The following is a 17890-nucleotide window of genomic DNA, read 5'->3' as shown; positions in this document are numbered from 1 at the left end:
GCCAGGACCGATGCGTAGGATGAAGAAGAAACGGAAGAATTTTGTAGGGCGCAGCCTGCAGATGAGTGTTGTCAGCACGGTAATCCTGATTCTGCTGATGTTTTGTTATCTGGCCATGACCATCGTGAATTCCACCAAGCTGGCAGATCAGACAGAGGTCATATCAACCCACCCGTTTGAGGTGGTGATTGCTGCTGGCGATATTAAACTTTATGTATCGGAAATGGGCCTGCGCACCGAACGCCTGAAGCGCCACCATGACAGCGAGGATGTGGAGATTGCAGGCGCCAAGCTGAAGGAACTGGTCCTCTCCCTGGAAGAACCGGTTGCGCGGATGGAGGAACTGTATCTAGGGGATGCAGAAGATGTGCAGGCGCTTAAGGATACCCTGGTACATTTACAGGCGGAGCAGGACGGTTACCTGGCTTTTTGCACAAACCGGCATATAACGGAAAAGGAAATCGAGGCTTACGATCAGGAACATCTTGAACCCCTCTATGACCAGGCCCTTCAACAGACCGGGAAGATCATAAGCATTGCCCAGGCCAAGAAAGTGGGATATGGCGTCACCGCTGAAAGGCTGAGGGTTACCAGCCTGACCGGTTCCATTGTACTGATGGGAATGATGCTTGCCGTGCTCCTGGTATCCCAGTATGTGCTGCACCGGCAGCGCAGGGAACTGGTTTACCGCAGTAAGCTTTTTGATAAGCTATCGCTGAGCATCGATGACGCGTTCATCATCCGGGATGCCGATACCGGATATATCAGCTACCGCGGGCTGAACCTGGAACGGATACTGGGAATCAGCATGGCGGAAGTAGAAAACTTTTATAAAGGCCTGAAAGAGGAGGATGCCCTGGCAATCCGGGAGGGAATCAGGAATCCCGGCTTCAGTTCCCCTTATGAAAGACTGGTGGAATATACAAAACCGAATAAGGAAAAATTCTGGATGCTGGTCCGGGTCTACCGGGCGGATGACCTGAACACGCCGCAGCTGATTACCGTATTTTCCGACCGTACGGAAGAGGTACGCTCACGCCAGGCCCTGCAGGAGGCCATGATGTCCGCCGAGAGGGCCAATATGGCGAAAAGCGAATTCCTCTCCAGGATGAGCCATGAAATCCGCACGCCGTTAAATGCCATCATCGGCCTGACCACCATTGCGGCGGCCTCAATCAGGGATACAGCCAAAGCGGAAGACTGTCTTGCCAAAATCACCTTCTCATCCAAGCATCTGCTGATGCTGATTAATGATGTGCTGGATATGTCAAAGATTGAGAGCAGCAAAATGGTTCTGCAGGACGAACCATTTGATATATTTGAGCTTGTCAATGGGTTCGTATCCACGGTATACGCCCAGGCAAAGGAAAAAGGCATTGAGTTCAGGGAAACGATGGAGGGATTCGGGGAGGATACCGTCTTTATCGGCGATTCGCTGCGGCTTAACCAGATTCTTTTAAACCTCAGTTCCAACGCAGTGAAGTTCACCGCGCCCGGGGGCTGTATCCGTTTGGAGGTTTCCCGCCACAGGAACGGGAATGCGGCGGATGTGCTCCGCTTCATCCTCTCCGATACCGGAATCGGTATGACAAAAGATGCAATGGAAAGAATCTTCCAACCGTTTGAACAGGCCGATGCCACCATCTCGAAGCGTTACGGAGGCACGGGACTGGGGATGTCCATTACCAGGAACCTGATAACGCTGATGGGCGGCCAGATCCAGATAGAAAGCGAATCCGGCGTTGGAACAACCTGTATTGTGGATATTCCGTTTAAGAAAGGGGAAGGGAGCTGCCTGCCGGAGCCTGATTTTGCGCAACAGGGCCTCCAGGCGCTCATTGTGGACGATGAGCAGCAGGTCTGTGAACAGACTGCGGTTCTGCTGGAAAAAATAAAAATCAGCGCAAAGTGGAGCCTGTCCGGCGCGGACGCCGTTGACCATGTTAAAAAAATGCACCGGGAAGGCCGGGATATCGACCTATGCCTTATCGACTGGAAAATGCCGGACATGGATGGCGTTGAGGTGACCCGCCGCATCCGGCGGGAAGTGGGCAATGACATTCCTATCGTGATGATTTCGGCATACGATATTTCAGAAGTGGAAGAAGAGGCACGGGCGGCCGGAGTGAATGGTTTCCTTCCCAAACCCCTTTACCGTACCTCTGTCTATAATGCCATCAAGTCGGCTTTGGGGGGTAAGGGAGGGACATCCTGTGACGGGGAAGGAAAAAACGGCGGAAAGCCGCTGGATGGTTTCCATCTGCTGATGGCCGAGGACAATGCGCTCAATCAGGAAATCGCGGCAACACTGCTGCGCATGAATGGGGCTGACGTGGACTGCGTGGAGGATGGACAGCAGGCGCTGGATTCCTTCCTCGCTTCAAAACCAGGTGATTATGATGCCATCCTGATGGATGTGCAGATGCCGGTCATGGACGGGCATGAGGCAGCCAGGCGTATCCGTGCCTCGGGCCATCCGCTGGCCCTCACGATCCCCATCATTGCGACAACAGCCAATGCCTTTAATGATGATATCTCCGCGGCCCTGGCAGCCGGGATGGACACCCATGTCAGCAAACCTCTGGATATCACCCAGCTCTGTAAGACCCTTGTGGACTGCATCCGCAAACAGGATGCCTGAAATTAAGAGAACACCTGGACATCCATATGCCGGTTCAGGGATGAAAGACCTATACGTACTATAAATAAGGATACATCTACAGGAATCCGCCGCCATCATCAGGAGCATTAACCGATATGATGGGGAGCCGGGATTTTTGCAGATGTATTTTATTTGCCCAATCCTAAAAAAGAATGAAACGAATAAAAAGTCCTTGCAATATACCCGTATGGGGTATATAATAAACCCATCAGATATACCCCATATGGGTATATGAGGAGGATGGATATGGAAAAAGAACAATGCTGCTGCCATAAGACAAAGGAGCGTTCCCAAGAAGAATATAAAAATCTGCTGAACCGCCTGAACCGTATTGAAGGACAGATCCGCGGAATCAGGAACATGGTGGAAAAGGATGCCTACTGTACGGATATCCTGGTACAGGTAGCTGCGGCCAATGCCGCGCTGAACAGTTTCAGCAAAGTACTGCTGGCCAATCACATGCGCACCTGTGTGGTGGATGATATCCGCGCAGGAAAGGATGAAACCATTGACGAACTGGTGGCCACTATCCAGAAGCTGATGCGCTGATGCAGGCATCCATCCGGAGAATGCTTTATGGACAAAGAGGAAGGAGAGAAGATATATGGAACAATATACAGTGACAGGCATGAGCTGCGCTGCCTGCAGCGCCCGTGTGGAGAAAGCGGTATCCAAGGTACCGGGGGTTACCTCGTGTTCCGTCAGCCTGCTGACCAACTCCATGGGAGTGGAAGGGACCGCGTCCCCCCAGGACATTGTAAAGGCGGTTGAGGACGCAGGATACGGGGCAGCGGCCAAAGGAGAGGAACCCAAAGGCACGGCAGCCGGGAATGTGGCGGCCCATGATACGGAGGATATGTTAAAGGACAGGGAAACGCCTGTTTTAAAGCAGAGATTGTATGCATCCCTGGGATTCTTGATTGTACTCATGTATTTTTCCATGGGACATATGATGTGGGGCTGGCCGGTCCCGGCATTTTTCGCTGATAATCATGTGGCCATGGGATTGCTGCAGCTGATCCTGACAGCCATTGTCATGGTGATTAACCAGAAGTTTTTCATCAACGGTTTCAAAGGGCTGATACACAGGGCGCCCAACATGGATACGCTGGTGGCCCTGGGGTCGGGAGCTTCCCTTGTCTACAGCGTATATGCCCTGTTCGCCATGACTGGCGCCCAGGCGCGCGGGGATATGGCCGGGGTCATGGGGTATATGCATGAGTTCTATTTTGAATCCGCGGCAATGATCCTGACCCTGATTACCGTGGGCAAGATGCTGGAGGCGCGTTCCAAGGGAAAGACCACGGACGCCCTGAAGAGCCTGATGAAGCTGGCTCCGAAGACAGCCACCCTGTTAAGGGACGGGGTGGAGACAGAGGTTTCCATTGACCAGGTGAAAAAGGGGGATGTTTTTGTGGTCCGCCCAGGGGAGAACATACCCGTGGATGGTATTGTTCTGGAAGGCAGCAGCGCGGTGAATGAATCAGCCCTCACCGGGGAGAGCATCCCGGTGGATAAGGGGGAGGGGGACCACGTGTCGGCGGCAACCCTTAACCAGTCAGGCTTCATTAAGTGCCAGGCCTCAAGGGTGGGGGAAGACACCACTCTGTCCCAGATCATCCAGATGGTCAGCGATGCGGCGGCTACAAAGGCCCCCATTGCCAAGGTTGCGGATAAGGTATCGGGTGTGTTTGTTCCGGCTGTGATTGCCATATCGGCGGTCACCATCATTGGATGGCTGATTGCAGGGCAGGGCATCGGGTTTGCCCTGGCGCGCGGGATTTCCGTGCTGGTCATCAGCTGCCCCTGTGCCCTGGGCCTTGCCACGCCGGTGGCAATCATGGTAGGCAACGGCATGGGCGCCAGACACGGCATCATGTTTAAGACCGCTGTTTCCCTGGAGGAAGCAGGCAAAATGGAGATTGTGGCCCTGGATAAGACAGGGACCATCACAAACGGAGAGCCAAGGGTGACCGACATCATACCGGCTGAGGGTATCTCGGAGACACGTCTTCTGGAACTTGCATTTACCCTGGAGAAGAGAAGTGAGCATCCACTGGCAAGGGCGGTTATGGTCAGGGCGGAGGAGGAGAAGCTGGAAGCCGGGGAACTATCTGATTTTAAGGCGCTGCCCGGCAATGGATTATCCGCTGTCATGGATGGCGTCGTGCTGTGCGGCGGCAACTTCAACTTCATCAGAAGCCAGGCGCCGGTAACGCCTGAGATGAAAGCCCAGTCCGAACGGCTGGCGGAAGATGGAAAGACACCGCTGTTCTTCAGTATGGACAGCCGGATGATTGGAATCATCGCAGTTGCCGATACTATAAAGGAAGACAGCCCACAGGCGGTTAAGGAACTTAAGGACATGGGAATCCATGTGGTCATGCTTACAGGCGATAATGAGAGGACGGCCAGGGCCGTGGGACAGCTGGCCGGTGTGGACGAAGTGATTGCCGGCGTGCTTCCGGATGGAAAGGAAAGCGTGATCCGCAGCCTGAAACAAAAGGGCAGGGTAGCCATGGTGGGGGATGGGATTAACGATGCGCCTGCGCTTACCAGGGCTGATATCGGCATTGCCATCGGAGCAGGAACTGATATTGCCATCGATGCGGCGGATGTGGTCCTTATGAAGAGCTGCCTTAGCGATGTCCCGGCCGCCATCCGCTTAAGCCGCGCCACCTTACGGAACATACACGAGAACCTGTTCTGGGCATTTTTTTACAACGCCGTGGGTATTCCCCTGGCAGCAGGACTGTGGTATCCTGTCTTTGGATGGAAACTGAATCCCATGTTCGGGGCGGCGGCCATGAGCTTATCCAGCTTCTGTGTGGTGACCAATGCGCTCCGGCTGAATCTTTTTAAGATGTATGATGCTAAAAGGGATAAGAAAATCAAAGGAAAGAGAAAGGAAGGAAAAAAGATGGAAAAGACAATGAAAGTTGAAGGTATGATGTGCGGCCACTGCGAGGCAAGGGTTAAAAAGTGCCTGGAGGAACTTCCCGAAGTAACTGCCGCCGCTGTCAGCCATGAATCAGGAAGCGCGGTGGTCACACTGAATGCGCCGGTGGATGATTCGGTACTGAAGAAAACCGTTGAGGACCAGGATTACAAGGTGATTTCCATCCAGTAAACCGGACGGATGAAATACAGATAAGGCGACAGGCAGTATTTTTATCAGCAGCTGGATGCGCATTTCCCTGGACTTAAGAAAAAGTACATGGATACCTATGGAAATGCCTATGCGGTGGGCACTCCCCACAGGAAGGAACTGATGAAGCTGTTCAAGGACGCGTGCAGGGACAGCGGGCTGAAGACAGATATCAGCCCGCTGTTTTCCTACATCCATGAATTTGAGGACAAGAGGGAAGGGGAGCAGTTAAGCCTTATGGATTTCATGGGCGGGTGAGACGCAGGGGATGGGGGTGGGGAAGTGTCATGCCATGCCCCCGCCTTACCCCCACCGGAAGAACCGGAGCGCAACGCCGCTGCAAAGGACGAAGACGGCCCCCAGTATCAGGACAGGAAACCACACCTGGTCCAGGGGCTGTCCCAGGGAGGCTGCCTTAAGCAGCTTGATTCCCTGGGTAAGTGGCATCAGGCCGGCTGCCCTTTGCATGGGGCCGGGCATGATTTCATAAGGCAGCGTGGCGCCGGAAAACAGGAGCATGGGAAAGTAGAGGATACTGGCAATGATACCTGCTGTCTTTGTATCAGGCGCAAGACCGCCTGCCACCAGGCCTATGCTGAACATGGACAGCATCACCAGCAGATAGCTGAGGATGAAAGCCGGGACAGGACCCTGCATCCGGAAACCAAAGAATACAGCCGCCGTCCCATAGACCAGGATCAGGGAGACCAGGGCATAGATGGCATAGATGACAACATGGACCGCCAGGATCAGGGCAGGGCTTACCGGGGTAACCCGGAAACGTTTCAGTATCTTTTTCTGCCTGTATTCGGAAATCAGGAGTGGAAGCCCCATTACACCGCCTGCGCAGATGGCAATGGCGGACAGTGCGCCAAAGGACTGCTCAAGGAAGGTATGGGAAGCGCCCTCAAAGGCCGGCCTGTTCCCAAATACCGCGCCAAAGATCACAACCATGACCACGGGCAGGCACAGCCCGAAGATGACCATGTCCATACCGCGGACAGACAGCTTTAATTCTGTTTTAAGCATTGTTCTGAATGTGTTCATTTTCTTCCTCCTCCGTAAACCAGATATAGGCGTCCTCCATGGTCCTGTATGGACTTGCATCAATTGCTTCTTTTACCGTGCCCTGAAAGATGACACGGCCATGTGCCAGGATGGCGATGCGGTCGCACAGCGCCTCCACCTCATCCATGAAATGGGATGTCAGGAAAATGGTGGTGCCATTCTGTTTCAGTTCCAGCAGGTGTTCCCATACATCACGCCGAGCCTTTACATCCAGGCCGGTTGTAAGCTCGTCCAGGAAAACCACTTCCGGGTCCATCATAAGCGCAAGGACAACGGACAGGCGCTGTTTCTGCCCGCCGGATAAATCGTTTATCATGCTCCCTGATTTTTCCTCCAGGCCGAACCGGCGCAGCAGGTTCCCATAGGGAATCGGATGCCTGTAGAGGGACATTATTTCCTCACACAGTTCACGGACCCGGATGCGGTCGGGATAACTGGATTCCTGGAACTGGACGCCTACCCTTTGGAACAGCTCCCTGCGGTTCATGATTGGGTCCATCCTGAGGATGGATACGGAACCGCTGTCAGCCTTTCTTGTTCCAAGGATACACTCGATGGATGTGCTTTTTCCTGCCCCGTTAGCCCCCAGAAGCCCAAAGGCTTCCCCTTTCCTTACATCCAGGGACAGGTTTAGAAGGGCAGCTATCCCGTCATAGTATTTTGAGAGTTTTTCCACATGGATGGCTGAATCCATATGGGCCGGATCCGTTTGGGCCGGATTCATATTCGTTGAACCAATGTCTGTTTTCATGACATGACCTCCTTGATTTTTTCTACAAAAGAATAACACCAGGACAAAGCCTGGTGTTAAAGTGGAGGGTTTAAATGATATTTTTCTTTCATCCTGCACAGGTTATGGTGAATCCGGTCCGCATTTGCCGCTGCGCGTGAAAGTGAGGAAAGCAGATTGTCACAGGCAGTTATGACCGTTTCATCGGCCGCATCGATAACGGCGCGGATATCCGTATCCGGGTCAGCGGACAGGGCGGTCAGCATCCGCAGGATGGCGGTAAGGGAGTAGTTGGCGCACCGCAGGGAGCGGATGATCTTCAGCCGTCTGATGTCAGCATCCGTATAGATGCGGTAACCGTTTTTCTTCCGCTTAATCCTTAATAGTCCGTTAAGCTCCCAATTGCGAAGGGTATCAATGGTGATTCCCAGATATGCGGCTGTTTCACTTCTGCCCAGGCAGAGTGTCCCGGCCCCCTCATCCCTTCCGGTCCCCTCATCCCTTCCGGCCAGCATGTCCTTCACAATTCCAATGGCTTCTTCCGCATGACCTGTCTCGGTTTCAATCTGGCGGCAATATGTTTGGGAGAGATGGATTGCCTTGTCAAAATCACATTCAGCCGTGGCCCTGACAATATCGACCGCCAGACGGCGCAGGCCATTCTGGAGGATTTCCACCTGAAATGCCAGCCTGGCATTGATGAACTGGTCCAGGTGAAGGTCCGTGAAAATCCTGTAGCCATTTGGTTTTCTCTCTGGCGCTGTTATCAGGTGCAGTTCTTCATACAGGCGCACTGTATTGGGATGGATTCCTATGATACCCGCCAGCTCTGATGTTGTATAAGTCCGTTCCATGGGCATGTCCTCCTGGGTATAGTATAGCACAGAGTATGACACAGATGGATTTTTCATGCATCTGGATTGCCAAAACCGTCCAATCGCCCTGGACGGGCGCCATGAATGCGTATATAATGGGAGGACAGGAGGTAACGGAACCATGATAATATTAATTGCAGGCTGTTCCCATACAGGGAAGACATTCCTGGCACAGCGGCTGTTGGAAAGGCTTGGATATCCCTATCTGTCCATGGACCATCTGAAAATGGGCCTGATCCGAAGCGGCATGACAAACCTTACGCCGGCGGATGACGAAGGGCTGGTTTCGTATCTCTGGCCAATGGTCAGGGAAATCATCAAGACCGCCATAGAAAACCGCCAGAACCTGATTGTGGAAGGCTGTTACATCCCTTTTGACTGGAAAGAAGGCTTTGGACCGGAGTATCAGAAGGAAATCCTGTACGGCTGCCTTATCATGACCAGTACCTATATCCGCAGCCATTTTAAGGATATCCTGTCATATGCCGGAATCATCGAACAGCGGATGGATGATTCATACTGTACAATGGAACGGCTTCTTAAGGAAAACAGCAGGTACCTGGAACAGTGCAGGAAATCCGGCTGCCCTTATACCTTAATCAACGATGACTATATCCGGAATACAGACGCGCTGGTCAGCCGGCTGGAAGCTGAAGCAGGGGCATGCGGCACAAACATGGAACATAGGAGGAAAAACACTTGATACCATCCATTTTAAACAGACGCAGTATAAGGAAATACAAAGATACGCCGGTTCCCAGGGAAGCCATCGGGGAAATCCTTTATGCCGGAAGCCTTGCGCCCTCCTCCAAGAACCGCCAGCCCTGGAAGTTCATCGTGGTTTCAGGGGAAGCAAAAAAGGGAATGCTAAAAGCCATGGGCCAGGGCCTTTTGCGGGAAAAGGAGGGAAGGGATGCCCTGCTTCCTGAAAGCAGGCAGCACATAGGCGGCGCAGGGTACACCCTGCGCATCATGGAACAGGCGCCCGTGACCCTGTTCGTCATCAATCCCCTGGGCCTGGACCTGGATTCACCAGCCACGCCGGAACAGCGCATCTACGAAATCTGCAATGCACAGTCAATCGGCGCCGCCATGGAGAACATGACGCTGGCGGCAACGGAACTGGGGCTGGGCAGCCTGTGGATATGCGACACCTTCTTTGCTTATGAGGAACTGAACAGGTGGCTGGGCGTTAAGGGGACCCTGGCGGCAGCCATGGCATTGGGATATGCGGATGAAGCCCCTGGGCCAAGGCCGAGAAAATCCATGGAGGAACTGGCGGTGTGGAGGTCTTAGGGCCTTTTTTTAACACCCCCTTCTTTTCAGAAAACCGGATAAAAAACATATTGATTTATAGAATGATATCTAGTATATTATAAGTTGTATGCAGGACCGAAAGGAGAGTCATTATGATTAAAGTAGCCGTAGACGCCATGGGCGGGGATTATGCGCCGGGCGAAATGGTGGCCGGTGCCGTAGACGCCGTGAACGCAAAACCAGGAATCCAGGTGCTTCTTGTGGGGCAGGAGCAGGCAGTAACTGCTGAATTAAGCAAATCCACCTACAATAAGGAACAGATCCAGGTGGTAAACGCCACCGAGGTAATTGCCACGGATGAACCGCCGGTTAATGCAATCAGGAAGAAGAAGGACTCTTCTATAGTGGTAGGTATGAACCTTGTAAAAAAGGGGGAGGCTGATGCCTTTGTTTCCGCCGGAAGCTCCGGGGCCATCCTGGTGGGCGGACAGGTGATCGTGGGACGCATAAAAGGGGTGGAACGACCGCCGCTGGCTCCCTTGATCCCAACGGAAAAAGGCGTATCACTTTTGATTGACTGCGGAGCCAATGTGGATGCCAGGCCATCCCATCTGGTACAGTTTGCACAGATGGGTTCCATCTATATGGAACATGTGATGGGAATCCGCAATCCACGGGTCGCAATCGTCAATATCGGTGCGGAGGAAGAAAAGGGCAATGCGCTGGTGAAGGAGACATTCCCTCTGTTAAAGGAATGTCCGGGTATCAATTTCATCGGCAGCATTGAAGCCAGGGAGATTCCCCATGGCGCGGCGGATGTCATTGTCTGTGAAGCATTTGTGGGCAATGTGATCCTGAAGCTCTATGAGGGGGTTGGGGCCACTTTAATCGGCATGGTCAAGGGCGGCATGATGTCCACCTTAAGAAGTAAGATCGGGGCGCTGCTTGTTAAGCCCGCCCTGAAGGAGACGCTGAAGGCCTTTGACGCCAGCCAGTATGGGGGTGCGCCGCTTCTGGGCCTTAACGGCCTGGTGGTCAAGACCCATGGCAACTCAAAGCGCACAGAGGTGCGCAATTCCATTATTCAGTGCGTGACGTTTAAGGAACAGGGGATTAACGACAAGATCCGTGGATCCTTAGGTACGGACCGCGTGGAATAAGTCCGAAGGACGAATATAAAAACAAGATTTAAGAAAGAGGAGCTAAGAGATGGAATTTGAGAAATTACAGGGTATTATCGCAGAAGTGTTGAACATTGAACCGGAGGAAGTGACAATGGCAGCTACATTCGTAGATGACCTGGGTGCGGACTCACTGGACATTTTCCAGATTATCATGGGAATTGAAGAGGAGTTTGACATTGAGATTCCAAATGAAGCTGCAGAACAGATTGTGAGTGTTGGCGACGCAGTAGAGCAGATTAAGAACGCATTAAATTAATGATGGCACAGGGGCTGTGTGAGCACAGCCCTTTTTGTGCGTTTTACAGCCAGGGCATGGGACCAATCCGGTTCTGGCATTTTGCCTATCATGTAAGAAAGAAGGGATAGTATGAACGGCCATTTGAAAGAATTGGAAGAAAGGATTGATTATCAGTTCAAGGACCAGAGCCTGTTTTCCCAGGCCCTGACCCACAGCTCCTATGCCAATGAGCACCGCCTGGACCACAGCAGGTGCAATGAGCGTCTGGAATTCCTGGGGGATGCTGTCCTTGAAATCGTGACCAGCGATTTCCTGTACCACAAGTATGCCACGCTGCCTGAAGGCGACCTGACGAAAATCCGCGCCAGCATTGTGTGTGAACCCACACTGGCATACTGCGCAGGGGATATCCGGCTGGGGGAGTATCTGTTCCTGGGCAAGGGCGAGGATGCCACCGGCGGGCGGGGACGCAATTCCGTGGTAAGCGACGCAATGGAAGCCCTGATTGGGGCCATCTACCTGGACGGTGGTTTTGCTAATGCAAAAGAGTTCATTCATCGTTTCATCCTGAACGATATTGAACATAAGCAGCTCTTTTATGATAGCAAGACTATCTTACAGGAAATGGTGCAGAGCCGGCAGGCAGAAGCCCTGTCCTATGAAATCCTCAGGGAGGAAGGACCGGACCACAACAAGTCATTTGAGGTCTGCGCGAAAATCGGCGATGCGGAGATCGGCCGCGGCATGGGACGCACCAAGAAGGCCGCGGAACAGGTGGCTGCCTATAACGGTATCCTGAAACTCAGGGCTGAGGACATTGAGACAGACGCAAAATAATAAGCAGGTGAAGTATGTATTTAAAAAGTATTGAGATCCAGGGGTTCAAATCTTTTGCCAATAAGCTGTTGTTTGAGTTCCACAACGGCATCACGGGTATTGTAGGCCCTAACGGAAGCGGCAAGAGCAATGTGGCGGACGCGGTGCGCTGGGTGCTGGGCGAACAGAGGATTAAGCAGCTGCGCGGCGCCAGCATGCAGGACGTCATATTTGCCGGGACAGAGATGAGGAAGCCCCAGGGCTTTGCCTATGTGGCCATTACCCTGGACAACAGCGACCATCAGCTGTCCATTGACTATGACGAGGTCACCGTATCCCGGCGCCTGTACCGTTCCGGGGAAAGTGAATACATGATTAACGGAAGCGCATGCCGCCTTAAGGATATCAACGAACTGTTCTATGACACGGGTATCGGTAAAGAGGGATATTCCATCATCGGCCAGGGTCAGATTGATAAGATCTTAAGCGGCAAGCCGGAGGAACGGCGCGAGCTGTTTGACGAGGCTGCCGGTATTGTTAAATTCAAGCGCAGGAAGAACATTGCCCAGAAAAAGCTGGAGGACGAGCAGGCCAACCTGGTCCGTGTAAGCGACATCCTGTCGGAACTGGAGAAGCAGGTAGGCCCCCTGGAGCGCCAGTCCAAGGCTGCCAGGGAATACCTTCAGTTAAAAGAGGAACTGAAGGTCTGCGACGCCAACCTGTTCCTTATGGATACAGATAACATCAGCAGACAGCTGGAAGAGGTGGGCAGGCGGCGCAGCCTTTTGTCAGGGGACATGGAGGATACCAAAAAGGAATCCGAACGTCTTAAGAACGAATATGAGAAGCTGGAGCAGGGACTTGCTGGTCTGGAAGGACAGATTACATCAGACCGCCAGGAGCTGAACCAGGCGACCGTGTCAAAGGGCAGCCTGGAAGGCCAGATTAATGTCCTGAACGAACAGATACATACCGAGGAGATGAATGAGGAACACCTGGAAAGCCGCAGGACCGTCATCACCGGGGAGTTGGAGTCCAGGAGAGGGCAGCTTTCCTCCTATGAGGAAGAATATGCCAGGATGGAAACACAGGTAACCGATGCCAGGCAGCGCCAGGAACAGGCTCAGGAACAGCTGAACAGCAAGGATGGGCTTATACGGAGCCTGGATGAGTCGATTGAGGCGGCAAAGGGCATCATCATCCAGTCCCTCAACGAGAAGGCATCCCTGACAGCGCGCCAGCAGCGCTATGAAACCATGCTGGAGCAGGTAAACCTGAGGCGCAGTGAAGTGACCCAGAAGCTGCTTAAATATAAAAGCGATGAATCGGTCCAGGACGAACTGATTGCCAGGGAGCAGGCGGCCCTGGATGAGGTGAGGCAGCAGCTGGAAGACAGGCAGTTTAAGGCCCAGGAGGCGGAAGACGCCATGATGGAGGCGGAAGCCGATGCCAAACGGTTAAACCGCAACCAGAACGACACCCAGCAGGAATACCATATGGCCTATACCAAGCTGGAGTCCTTAAAAAACCTGGCGGAACGGTATGACGGATACGGCAACAGCATCCGGCGCGTCATGGAGGTCAGGGACCGGGTCCACGGAATCCACGGGGTGGTGGCCGACATCATTTCCACGGAACAGAAATACGAGATTGCCATCGAGACAGCCCTGGGCGGAAGTATACAGAACATTGTCACGGATTCAGAGGCAACCGCCAAGCAGCTGATTGAATACCTGAAAAAGAACCGGTACGGAAGGGCCACCTTCCTGCCCCTGACCAGCATCAACGGCAGCCAGAACTTTTCACAGCCGGCGGCCCTTAAGGAAAAGGGCGTCCTGGGACTGGCCCACGACCTGGTCCAGGTGGACGGACAGTATAAGGGGCTGGCCCGGTATCTTCTGGGGCGGGTGGTTGTTGTGGATACCATTGACAACGCCATTGCCCTTGCCAGGAAGTACAGGTACAGCCTGCGCATCGTCACCCTGGAGGGTGAGCTTTTAAGCGCCGGAGGTTCCATGACAGGCGGCGCCTTTAAGAACAGCAGTAACCTGCTGGGACGCCGCAGGGAGATTGAGGAGCTGGAGGAAACCTGCAGCAAGGCCCTGGTTCAGATAGAGAAGATCCAGAATGAACTGGCATTAAAGGAAAGCCTTGCCCAGGAGAAGAAGGGCGAGCTGGAGCAGTTAAAAGCCCGGATACAGAAGCTGGCATTACAGGAAAATACGATCCGCATGAACATTTCCCAGCTGGAGGACAAGAAAGCTGAGATTGCGGATTCTTCCAGCGACCTTGTCAGGGAACATGGACAGCTGGAGGAACAGGTAAAGGAGATTGCCCAGAGCCGTTCCACCCTGGAGGACGATACCCGCGGGCTGGAGCTTAAGAACATCCAGGCCAATGAGGAGATTGAGGAGAAGAGCCTTCTCCTGGAGGATGCGAGGAAGGAGCGGGAGACAGCCGCCACGTCCCTGTCCGCGGTTCAGATGGAAACAGCCAACCTGACCCAGAAACAGGATTTCATCAAGGAGAATACAATCCGTGTGCGCGGGGAAATCCGCAAGCTGGAGGAAGAATTCCAGTCCCTGGAAGCTGGCAGCGGCAGTTCGGAACAGATCATCCTTGGGAAGAAGCAGGAGATTGAACGGATCCGGGAACAGATTGCAGGCGCCCAGGCCAGGATGGAAGAACTGGAGACAGTGATTGCAGGACATACAGCCAGGAAGGATGCGATGGCGGCGGAGCAGAAGGGGTTCTTTGCCAAGCGTGAGGAACTGACCGCCCGTCTTGCCGAACTGGATAAGGATATGTTCCGCGTACAGGCCAGCCAGGAAAAGCTGGAGGAGAAACTGGAGGCATCCACCAGCTACATGTGGACCGAATATGAGATGACCTTCTCCACTGCGCTGGAACTTAAGAAGGAAGAATACCAGTCAGCCTCCGAGGTCAGGAAGCGGATTGATGAACTGAAGTCCAGGATTAAAGGCCTTGGCAACATCAATGTCAATTCCATTGAGGACTATAAGGAAGTGTCTGAGCGGTATGGATTCATGAAGACACAGTATGATGACCTGATCCAGGCCCAGGCCGAGCTGGAGAAGATTATCGAGGAGCTGGATATGGGCATGCGCCGCCAGTTCCAGGAGAAATTTGCTGAAATCCGGGCTGAATTCGACAAGGTATTCAGGGAATTGTTCGGCGGCGGCCGGGGAACACTGGAACTGATGGAGGATGAGGATATACTGGAAGCAGGCATCCAGATCATCGCGCAGCCCCCGGGCAAGAAACTGCAGAACATGATGCAGCTGTCCGGCGGCGAGAAGGCCCTGACAGCCATATCCCTGCTGTTTGCCATCCAGAACCTGAAGCCCTCGCCCTTCTGTCTTTTGGACGAGATTGAGGCGGCGCTGGATGACTCCAACGTGGACCGGTTTGCCGGATACCTGCATAAGCTGATTAAGAATACACAGTTCATTGTCATCACCCACAGAAGGGGAACCATGATGGCGGCCGACCGCCTGTACGGTATCACCATGCAGGAAAAGGGCGTGTCCACCCTGGTTTCCGTGAACCTGATTGCAGATGACCTGGAAAATTAAAACGGAATATGATATGATGATTGATAAATTGATATGACAGATAAGGAGTAAAGGTTATGGCTGAGGGAAAAAAGGGTTTTTTCGGACGTCTGGTAGAAGGACTTGCCAAGACCCGCAACAATATCGTATCTGGAATTGACTCTATCTTCAGCGGATTTTCCGCCATTGATGACGACTTTTATGAGGAGATAGAGGAAACCCTGATCATGGGCGACCTGGGCATCCAGACCACCATGTCCATCGTGGAGGATTTAAGGGCCAAGGTAAAGGAGCAGCACATCAAGGAGCCGGAGGAATGCAAGGAGCTTCTGATAAACAGCATCAAGGAGCAGATGGACCTGGGCGAGAACGCCTATGAGTTTGAACACAGGAAGTCCGTGGTCCTGGTCATCGGCGTCAACGGCGTGGGCAAGACCACGTCCGTGGGCAAGCTGGCCGGACAGCTTAAGGATTCAGGACACAAGGTGATCCTGGCGGCGGCGGATACCTTCCGTGCGGCTGCCATCGAGCAGCTGACCGAATGGGCGGGCCGGGCCGGGGTGGACATCATTGCCCAGCAGGAAGGCTCTGACCCTGCGGCCGTCATCTATGACGCGGTGGCTGCCGCCAAGTCCAGGAAGGCGGATGTGCTGATCTGTGACACGGCGGGACGGCTCCACAATAAGAAGAACCTGATGGAGGAACTCAGGAAAATCAACCGGATCATTGACAAGGAATATCCGGATGCATACAGGGAGACTCTGGTGGTCCTGGACGGCACCACGGGACAGAACGCCCTGGCACAGGCCCGCCAGTTCATGGAGGTGGCTGATATCACAGGCATCATACTGACCAAGCTTGACGGCACGGCCAAGGGCGGCATCGCGGTTGCCATCCAGTCTGAACTGGGGCTTCCGGTCAAATACATTGGGATCGGCGAGCAGATTGATGATTTACAGAAGTTCAATGCAGACGATTTTGTCAATGCACTTTTCAACGTACAGAGGAAGACAGCAGAGTAATGGCGCCCAATCCATCCTTGAATTTAATGAATTGACGTGATATAGTAAAGGATATTAAAGGGAAAGAAGGACTGATTATGGAAGAACTGACACTGGAGAAATTTGAGGAGGCGTCCGACCTTGTAAGGGAAGTGACGACAGAAACAAAACTTGTATACAGCGAATATTTTTCATCCCAGACCGGCAACAAGGTATACTTTAAGCCGGAGAACATGCAGTATACAGGCGCATACAAGGTAAGGGGCGCTTATTATAAAATCAGTACCCTGAATGAGGAGGAGAAGGCAAAGGGCCTGATTACCGCCTCAGCCGGCAACCATGCCCAGGGCGTTGCATATGCAGCCAAGCTGGCCGGCGTCAAGGCAACGGTGGTGATGCCGACCACGACCCCCCTCATGAAGGTGAACCGTACCAAGAGCTACGGCGCCGAGGTGGTCCTGGAGGGGGATGTGTTTGATGAGGCCTGTGATTATGCCTATAAACTGGCGGATGAGCAGGGCCTGACCTTTGTCCATCCATTTGACGACCTGGCCGTTGCCACGGGACAGGGCACCATTGCCATGGAGATCATCAAAGAACTCCCGACCGTGGATTACATATTAGTCCCCATCGGCGGAGGCGGCCTGTGTACGGGCGTCTCCACCCTGGCCAAGCTTCTCAATCCCAAGATTAAGATCATCGGCGTGGAACCGGCAGGAGCCAACTGCATGCAGGAATCCCTGCGCCAGGGCCAGGTGACCACCCTTCCCGAGGTCAATACCATTGCGGACGGCACCGCGGTCAAACGGCCGGGTGAGAAGCTGTTTTGCTATATCCAGGAAAATGTGGACGATATCATCACCATTGATGACAGCGAGCTGATTGTGGCCTTCCTCGACATGGTAGAGAACCACAAGATGATAGTTGAGAATTCAGGGCTGCTCACCGTGGCCGCGCTGAAGCACATGGATGTGCAGAAAAAGAAGATTGTTTCCATCTTAAGCGGAGGCAACATGGATGTCATCACCATGTCCTCCATTGTACAGCACGGCCTGATTCAGAGGGACCGGGTATTCACTGTCTCCGTGCTGCTTCCTGATAAGCCGGGCGAACTGGCCAGGGTTTCCTCCCTGCTTGCCAGGGAACAGGGCAACATCATCAAGCTGGAACACAACCAGTTCATCAGCATCAACCGGAACGCTGCCGTGGAACTGCGCATCACCATGGAGGCGTTCGGCACCGAACACAAGAATCAGATTGTTGCCGCGCTGACAGGCGCAGGCTACCGTCCAAAGCTGGTTAAGTTCAAAGGCACATACAGCGAGATGTAAGATAC

At 53.3% G+C, this 17890-nt stretch carries 15 protein-coding genes; 12 read left to right on the top strand and 3 right to left on the bottom strand.

Annotated features, from left to right (window positions below; all coding sequences use genetic code 11):
• Positions 1-10: 10 nt before the first annotated feature.
• The 4 genes from MCJ35_RS10025 to MCJ35_RS10010 all read left to right on the top strand — a co-directional run bounded on the left by MCJ35_RS10025 (position 11) and on the right by MCJ35_RS10010 (position 6068).
• Positions 11-2641, top strand: a complete 2631-nt coding sequence (locus tag MCJ35_RS10025; protein WP_240299466.1) for a PAS domain-containing hybrid sensor histidine kinase/response regulator — start codon at positions 11-13, stop codon at positions 2639-2641.
• A 267-nt stretch (positions 2642-2908) separates the two neighbouring features.
• Complete coding sequence (locus tag MCJ35_RS10020) at positions 2909-3211, top strand: metal-sensing transcriptional repressor (protein WP_025487249.1); 303 nt, start codon at positions 2909-2911, stop codon at positions 3209-3211.
• A 55-nt stretch (positions 3212-3266) separates the two neighbouring features.
• Positions 3267-5792, top strand: coding sequence for a heavy metal translocating P-type ATPase (locus MCJ35_RS10015; RefSeq protein ID WP_240299465.1), 2526 nt, complete (start codon positions 3267-3269; stop codon positions 5790-5792).
• An 87-nt stretch (positions 5793-5879) separates the two neighbouring features.
• A complete protein-coding gene (locus MCJ35_RS10010) occupies positions 5880-6068 on the top strand; it encodes a hypothetical protein (RefSeq protein WP_040382511.1) in 189 nt (62 codons plus the stop codon).
• A gap of 45 nt (positions 6069-6113) precedes the next feature.
• Here the strand turns inward: MCJ35_RS10010 and MCJ35_RS10005 are convergent, their stop codons facing one another.
• The 3 genes from MCJ35_RS10005 to MCJ35_RS09995 form a co-directional block, all read right to left on the bottom strand.
• Entirely contained in the window at positions 6114-6857 is a 744-nt protein-coding gene (locus tag MCJ35_RS10005; RefSeq protein ID WP_025487250.1) for an ABC transporter permease, read from the bottom strand.
• The gene (locus MCJ35_RS10000) at positions 6832-7572 is read right to left on the bottom strand and encodes an ABC transporter ATP-binding protein (RefSeq protein ID WP_025487251.1); all 741 of its coding nucleotides are present in this window, start codon (positions 7570-7572) and stop codon (positions 6832-6834) included. The genes MCJ35_RS10005 and MCJ35_RS10000 overlap by 26 nt, the downstream gene beginning before the upstream one ends.
• Positions 7573-7685: 113 nt before the next feature.
• On the bottom strand, positions 7686-8462 hold the full coding sequence (locus MCJ35_RS09995; protein ID WP_025487252.1) for a MerR family transcriptional regulator: 777 nt from the start codon (positions 8460-8462) through the stop codon (positions 7686-7688).
• Positions 8463-8604: 142 nt separating this feature from the next.
• Here MCJ35_RS09995 and MCJ35_RS09990 point away from each other — a divergent pair, with 142 nt between their 5' ends.
• From MCJ35_RS09990 to ilvA, 8 genes are all read left to right on the top strand, one after another.
• Positions 8605-9186 (top strand): AAA family ATPase, encoded by a 582-nt coding sequence (locus MCJ35_RS09990; protein WP_025487253.1) that lies wholly within the window; start codon positions 8605-8607, stop codon positions 9184-9186.
• A complete protein-coding gene (locus MCJ35_RS09985; RefSeq protein ID WP_025487254.1) occupies positions 9186-9779 on the top strand; it encodes a nitroreductase family protein in 594 nt (197 codons plus the stop codon). Before MCJ35_RS09990 ends, MCJ35_RS09985 begins: the two co-directional genes overlap by 1 nt.
• A gap of 113 nt (positions 9780-9892) precedes the next feature.
• Entirely contained in the window at positions 9893-10900 is a 1008-nt protein-coding gene (gene plsX / locus MCJ35_RS09980; RefSeq protein ID WP_008725971.1) for a phosphate acyltransferase PlsX, read from the top strand.
• A 49-nt stretch (positions 10901-10949) separates the two neighbouring features.
• Positions 10950-11180, top strand: a complete 231-nt coding sequence (gene acpP, locus MCJ35_RS09975) for an acyl carrier protein (protein ID WP_008725969.1) — start codon at positions 10950-10952, stop codon at positions 11178-11180.
• A gap of 111 nt (positions 11181-11291) precedes the next feature.
• Positions 11292-11999: a ribonuclease III gene (gene rnc / locus MCJ35_RS09970; protein ID WP_008725968.1), complete on the top strand. Its 708-nt coding sequence runs from the start codon at positions 11292-11294 to the stop codon at positions 11997-11999.
• A 14-nt stretch (positions 12000-12013) separates the two neighbouring features.
• Positions 12014-15574 (top strand): chromosome segregation protein SMC, encoded by a 3561-nt coding sequence (smc, locus tag MCJ35_RS09965; protein WP_240299464.1) that lies wholly within the window; start codon positions 12014-12016, stop codon positions 15572-15574.
• A 56-nt stretch (positions 15575-15630) separates the two neighbouring features.
• On the top strand, positions 15631-16575 hold the full coding sequence (ftsY, locus tag MCJ35_RS09960; RefSeq protein ID WP_008725965.1) for a signal recognition particle-docking protein FtsY: 945 nt from the start codon (positions 15631-15633) through the stop codon (positions 16573-16575).
• Between the two features lie 77 nt (positions 16576-16652).
• Positions 16653-17885: a threonine ammonia-lyase gene (gene ilvA, locus MCJ35_RS09955; RefSeq protein ID WP_025487255.1), complete on the top strand. Its 1233-nt coding sequence runs from the start codon at positions 16653-16655 to the stop codon at positions 17883-17885.
• The last annotated feature ends 5 nt before the right edge of the window (positions 17886-17890 follow it).

It is taken from the genome of Enterocloster sp. OA13 (genome assembly GCF_022440595.1).
In the GTDB taxonomy this organism is placed as follows: domain Bacteria; phylum Bacillota; class Clostridia; order Lachnospirales; family Lachnospiraceae; genus Enterocloster; species Enterocloster hominis.
The sequence above is the reverse complement of the archived record's forward strand: the minus strand, read 5'-3'. Positions and strand labels throughout refer to the sequence as shown.

Excerpts from the sequence above, each read along its gene's own strand:
- MCJ35_RS10015 (WP_240299465.1), top strand. The coding sequence starts at position 3,267 with ATGGAACAATATACAGTGACAGGCATGAGCTGCGCTGCCTGCAGCGCC.
- smc (WP_240299464.1), top strand. The coding sequence starts at position 12,014 with ATGTATTTAAAAAGTATTGAGATCCAGGGGTTCAAATCTTTTGCCAAT.
- ftsY (WP_008725965.1), top strand. The coding sequence starts at position 15,631 with ATGGCTGAGGGAAAAAAGGGTTTTTTCGGACGTCTGGTAGAAGGACTT.
- MCJ35_RS10025 (WP_240299466.1), top strand. The coding sequence starts at position 11 with ATGCGTAGGATGAAGAAGAAACGGAAGAATTTTGTAGGGCGCAGCCTG.
- plsX (WP_008725971.1), top strand. The coding sequence starts at position 9,893 with ATGATTAAAGTAGCCGTAGACGCCATGGGCGGGGATTATGCGCCGGGC.
- ilvA (WP_025487255.1), top strand. The coding sequence starts at position 16,653 with ATGGAAGAACTGACACTGGAGAAATTTGAGGAGGCGTCCGACCTTGTA.
- acpP (WP_008725969.1), top strand. The coding sequence starts at position 10,950 with ATGGAATTTGAGAAATTACAGGGTATTATCGCAGAAGTGTTGAACATT.
- MCJ35_RS10005 (WP_025487250.1), bottom strand. The coding sequence starts at position 6,857 with ATGAACACATTCAGAACAATGCTTAAAACAGAATTAAAGCTGTCTGTC.
- MCJ35_RS10000 (WP_025487251.1), bottom strand. The coding sequence starts at position 7,572 with ATGGATTCAGCCATCCATGTGGAAAAACTCTCAAAATACTATGACGGG.
- rnc (WP_008725968.1), top strand. The coding sequence starts at position 11,292 with ATGAACGGCCATTTGAAAGAATTGGAAGAAAGGATTGATTATCAGTTC.
- MCJ35_RS10010 (WP_040382511.1), top strand. The coding sequence starts at position 5,880 with ATGGATACCTATGGAAATGCCTATGCGGTGGGCACTCCCCACAGGAAG.
- MCJ35_RS09995 (WP_025487252.1), bottom strand. The coding sequence starts at position 8,462 with ATGGAACGGACTTATACAACATCAGAGCTGGCGGGTATCATAGGAATC.
- MCJ35_RS09990 (WP_025487253.1), top strand. The coding sequence starts at position 8,605 with ATGATAATATTAATTGCAGGCTGTTCCCATACAGGGAAGACATTCCTG.
- MCJ35_RS10020 (WP_025487249.1), top strand. The coding sequence starts at position 2,909 with ATGGAAAAAGAACAATGCTGCTGCCATAAGACAAAGGAGCGTTCCCAA.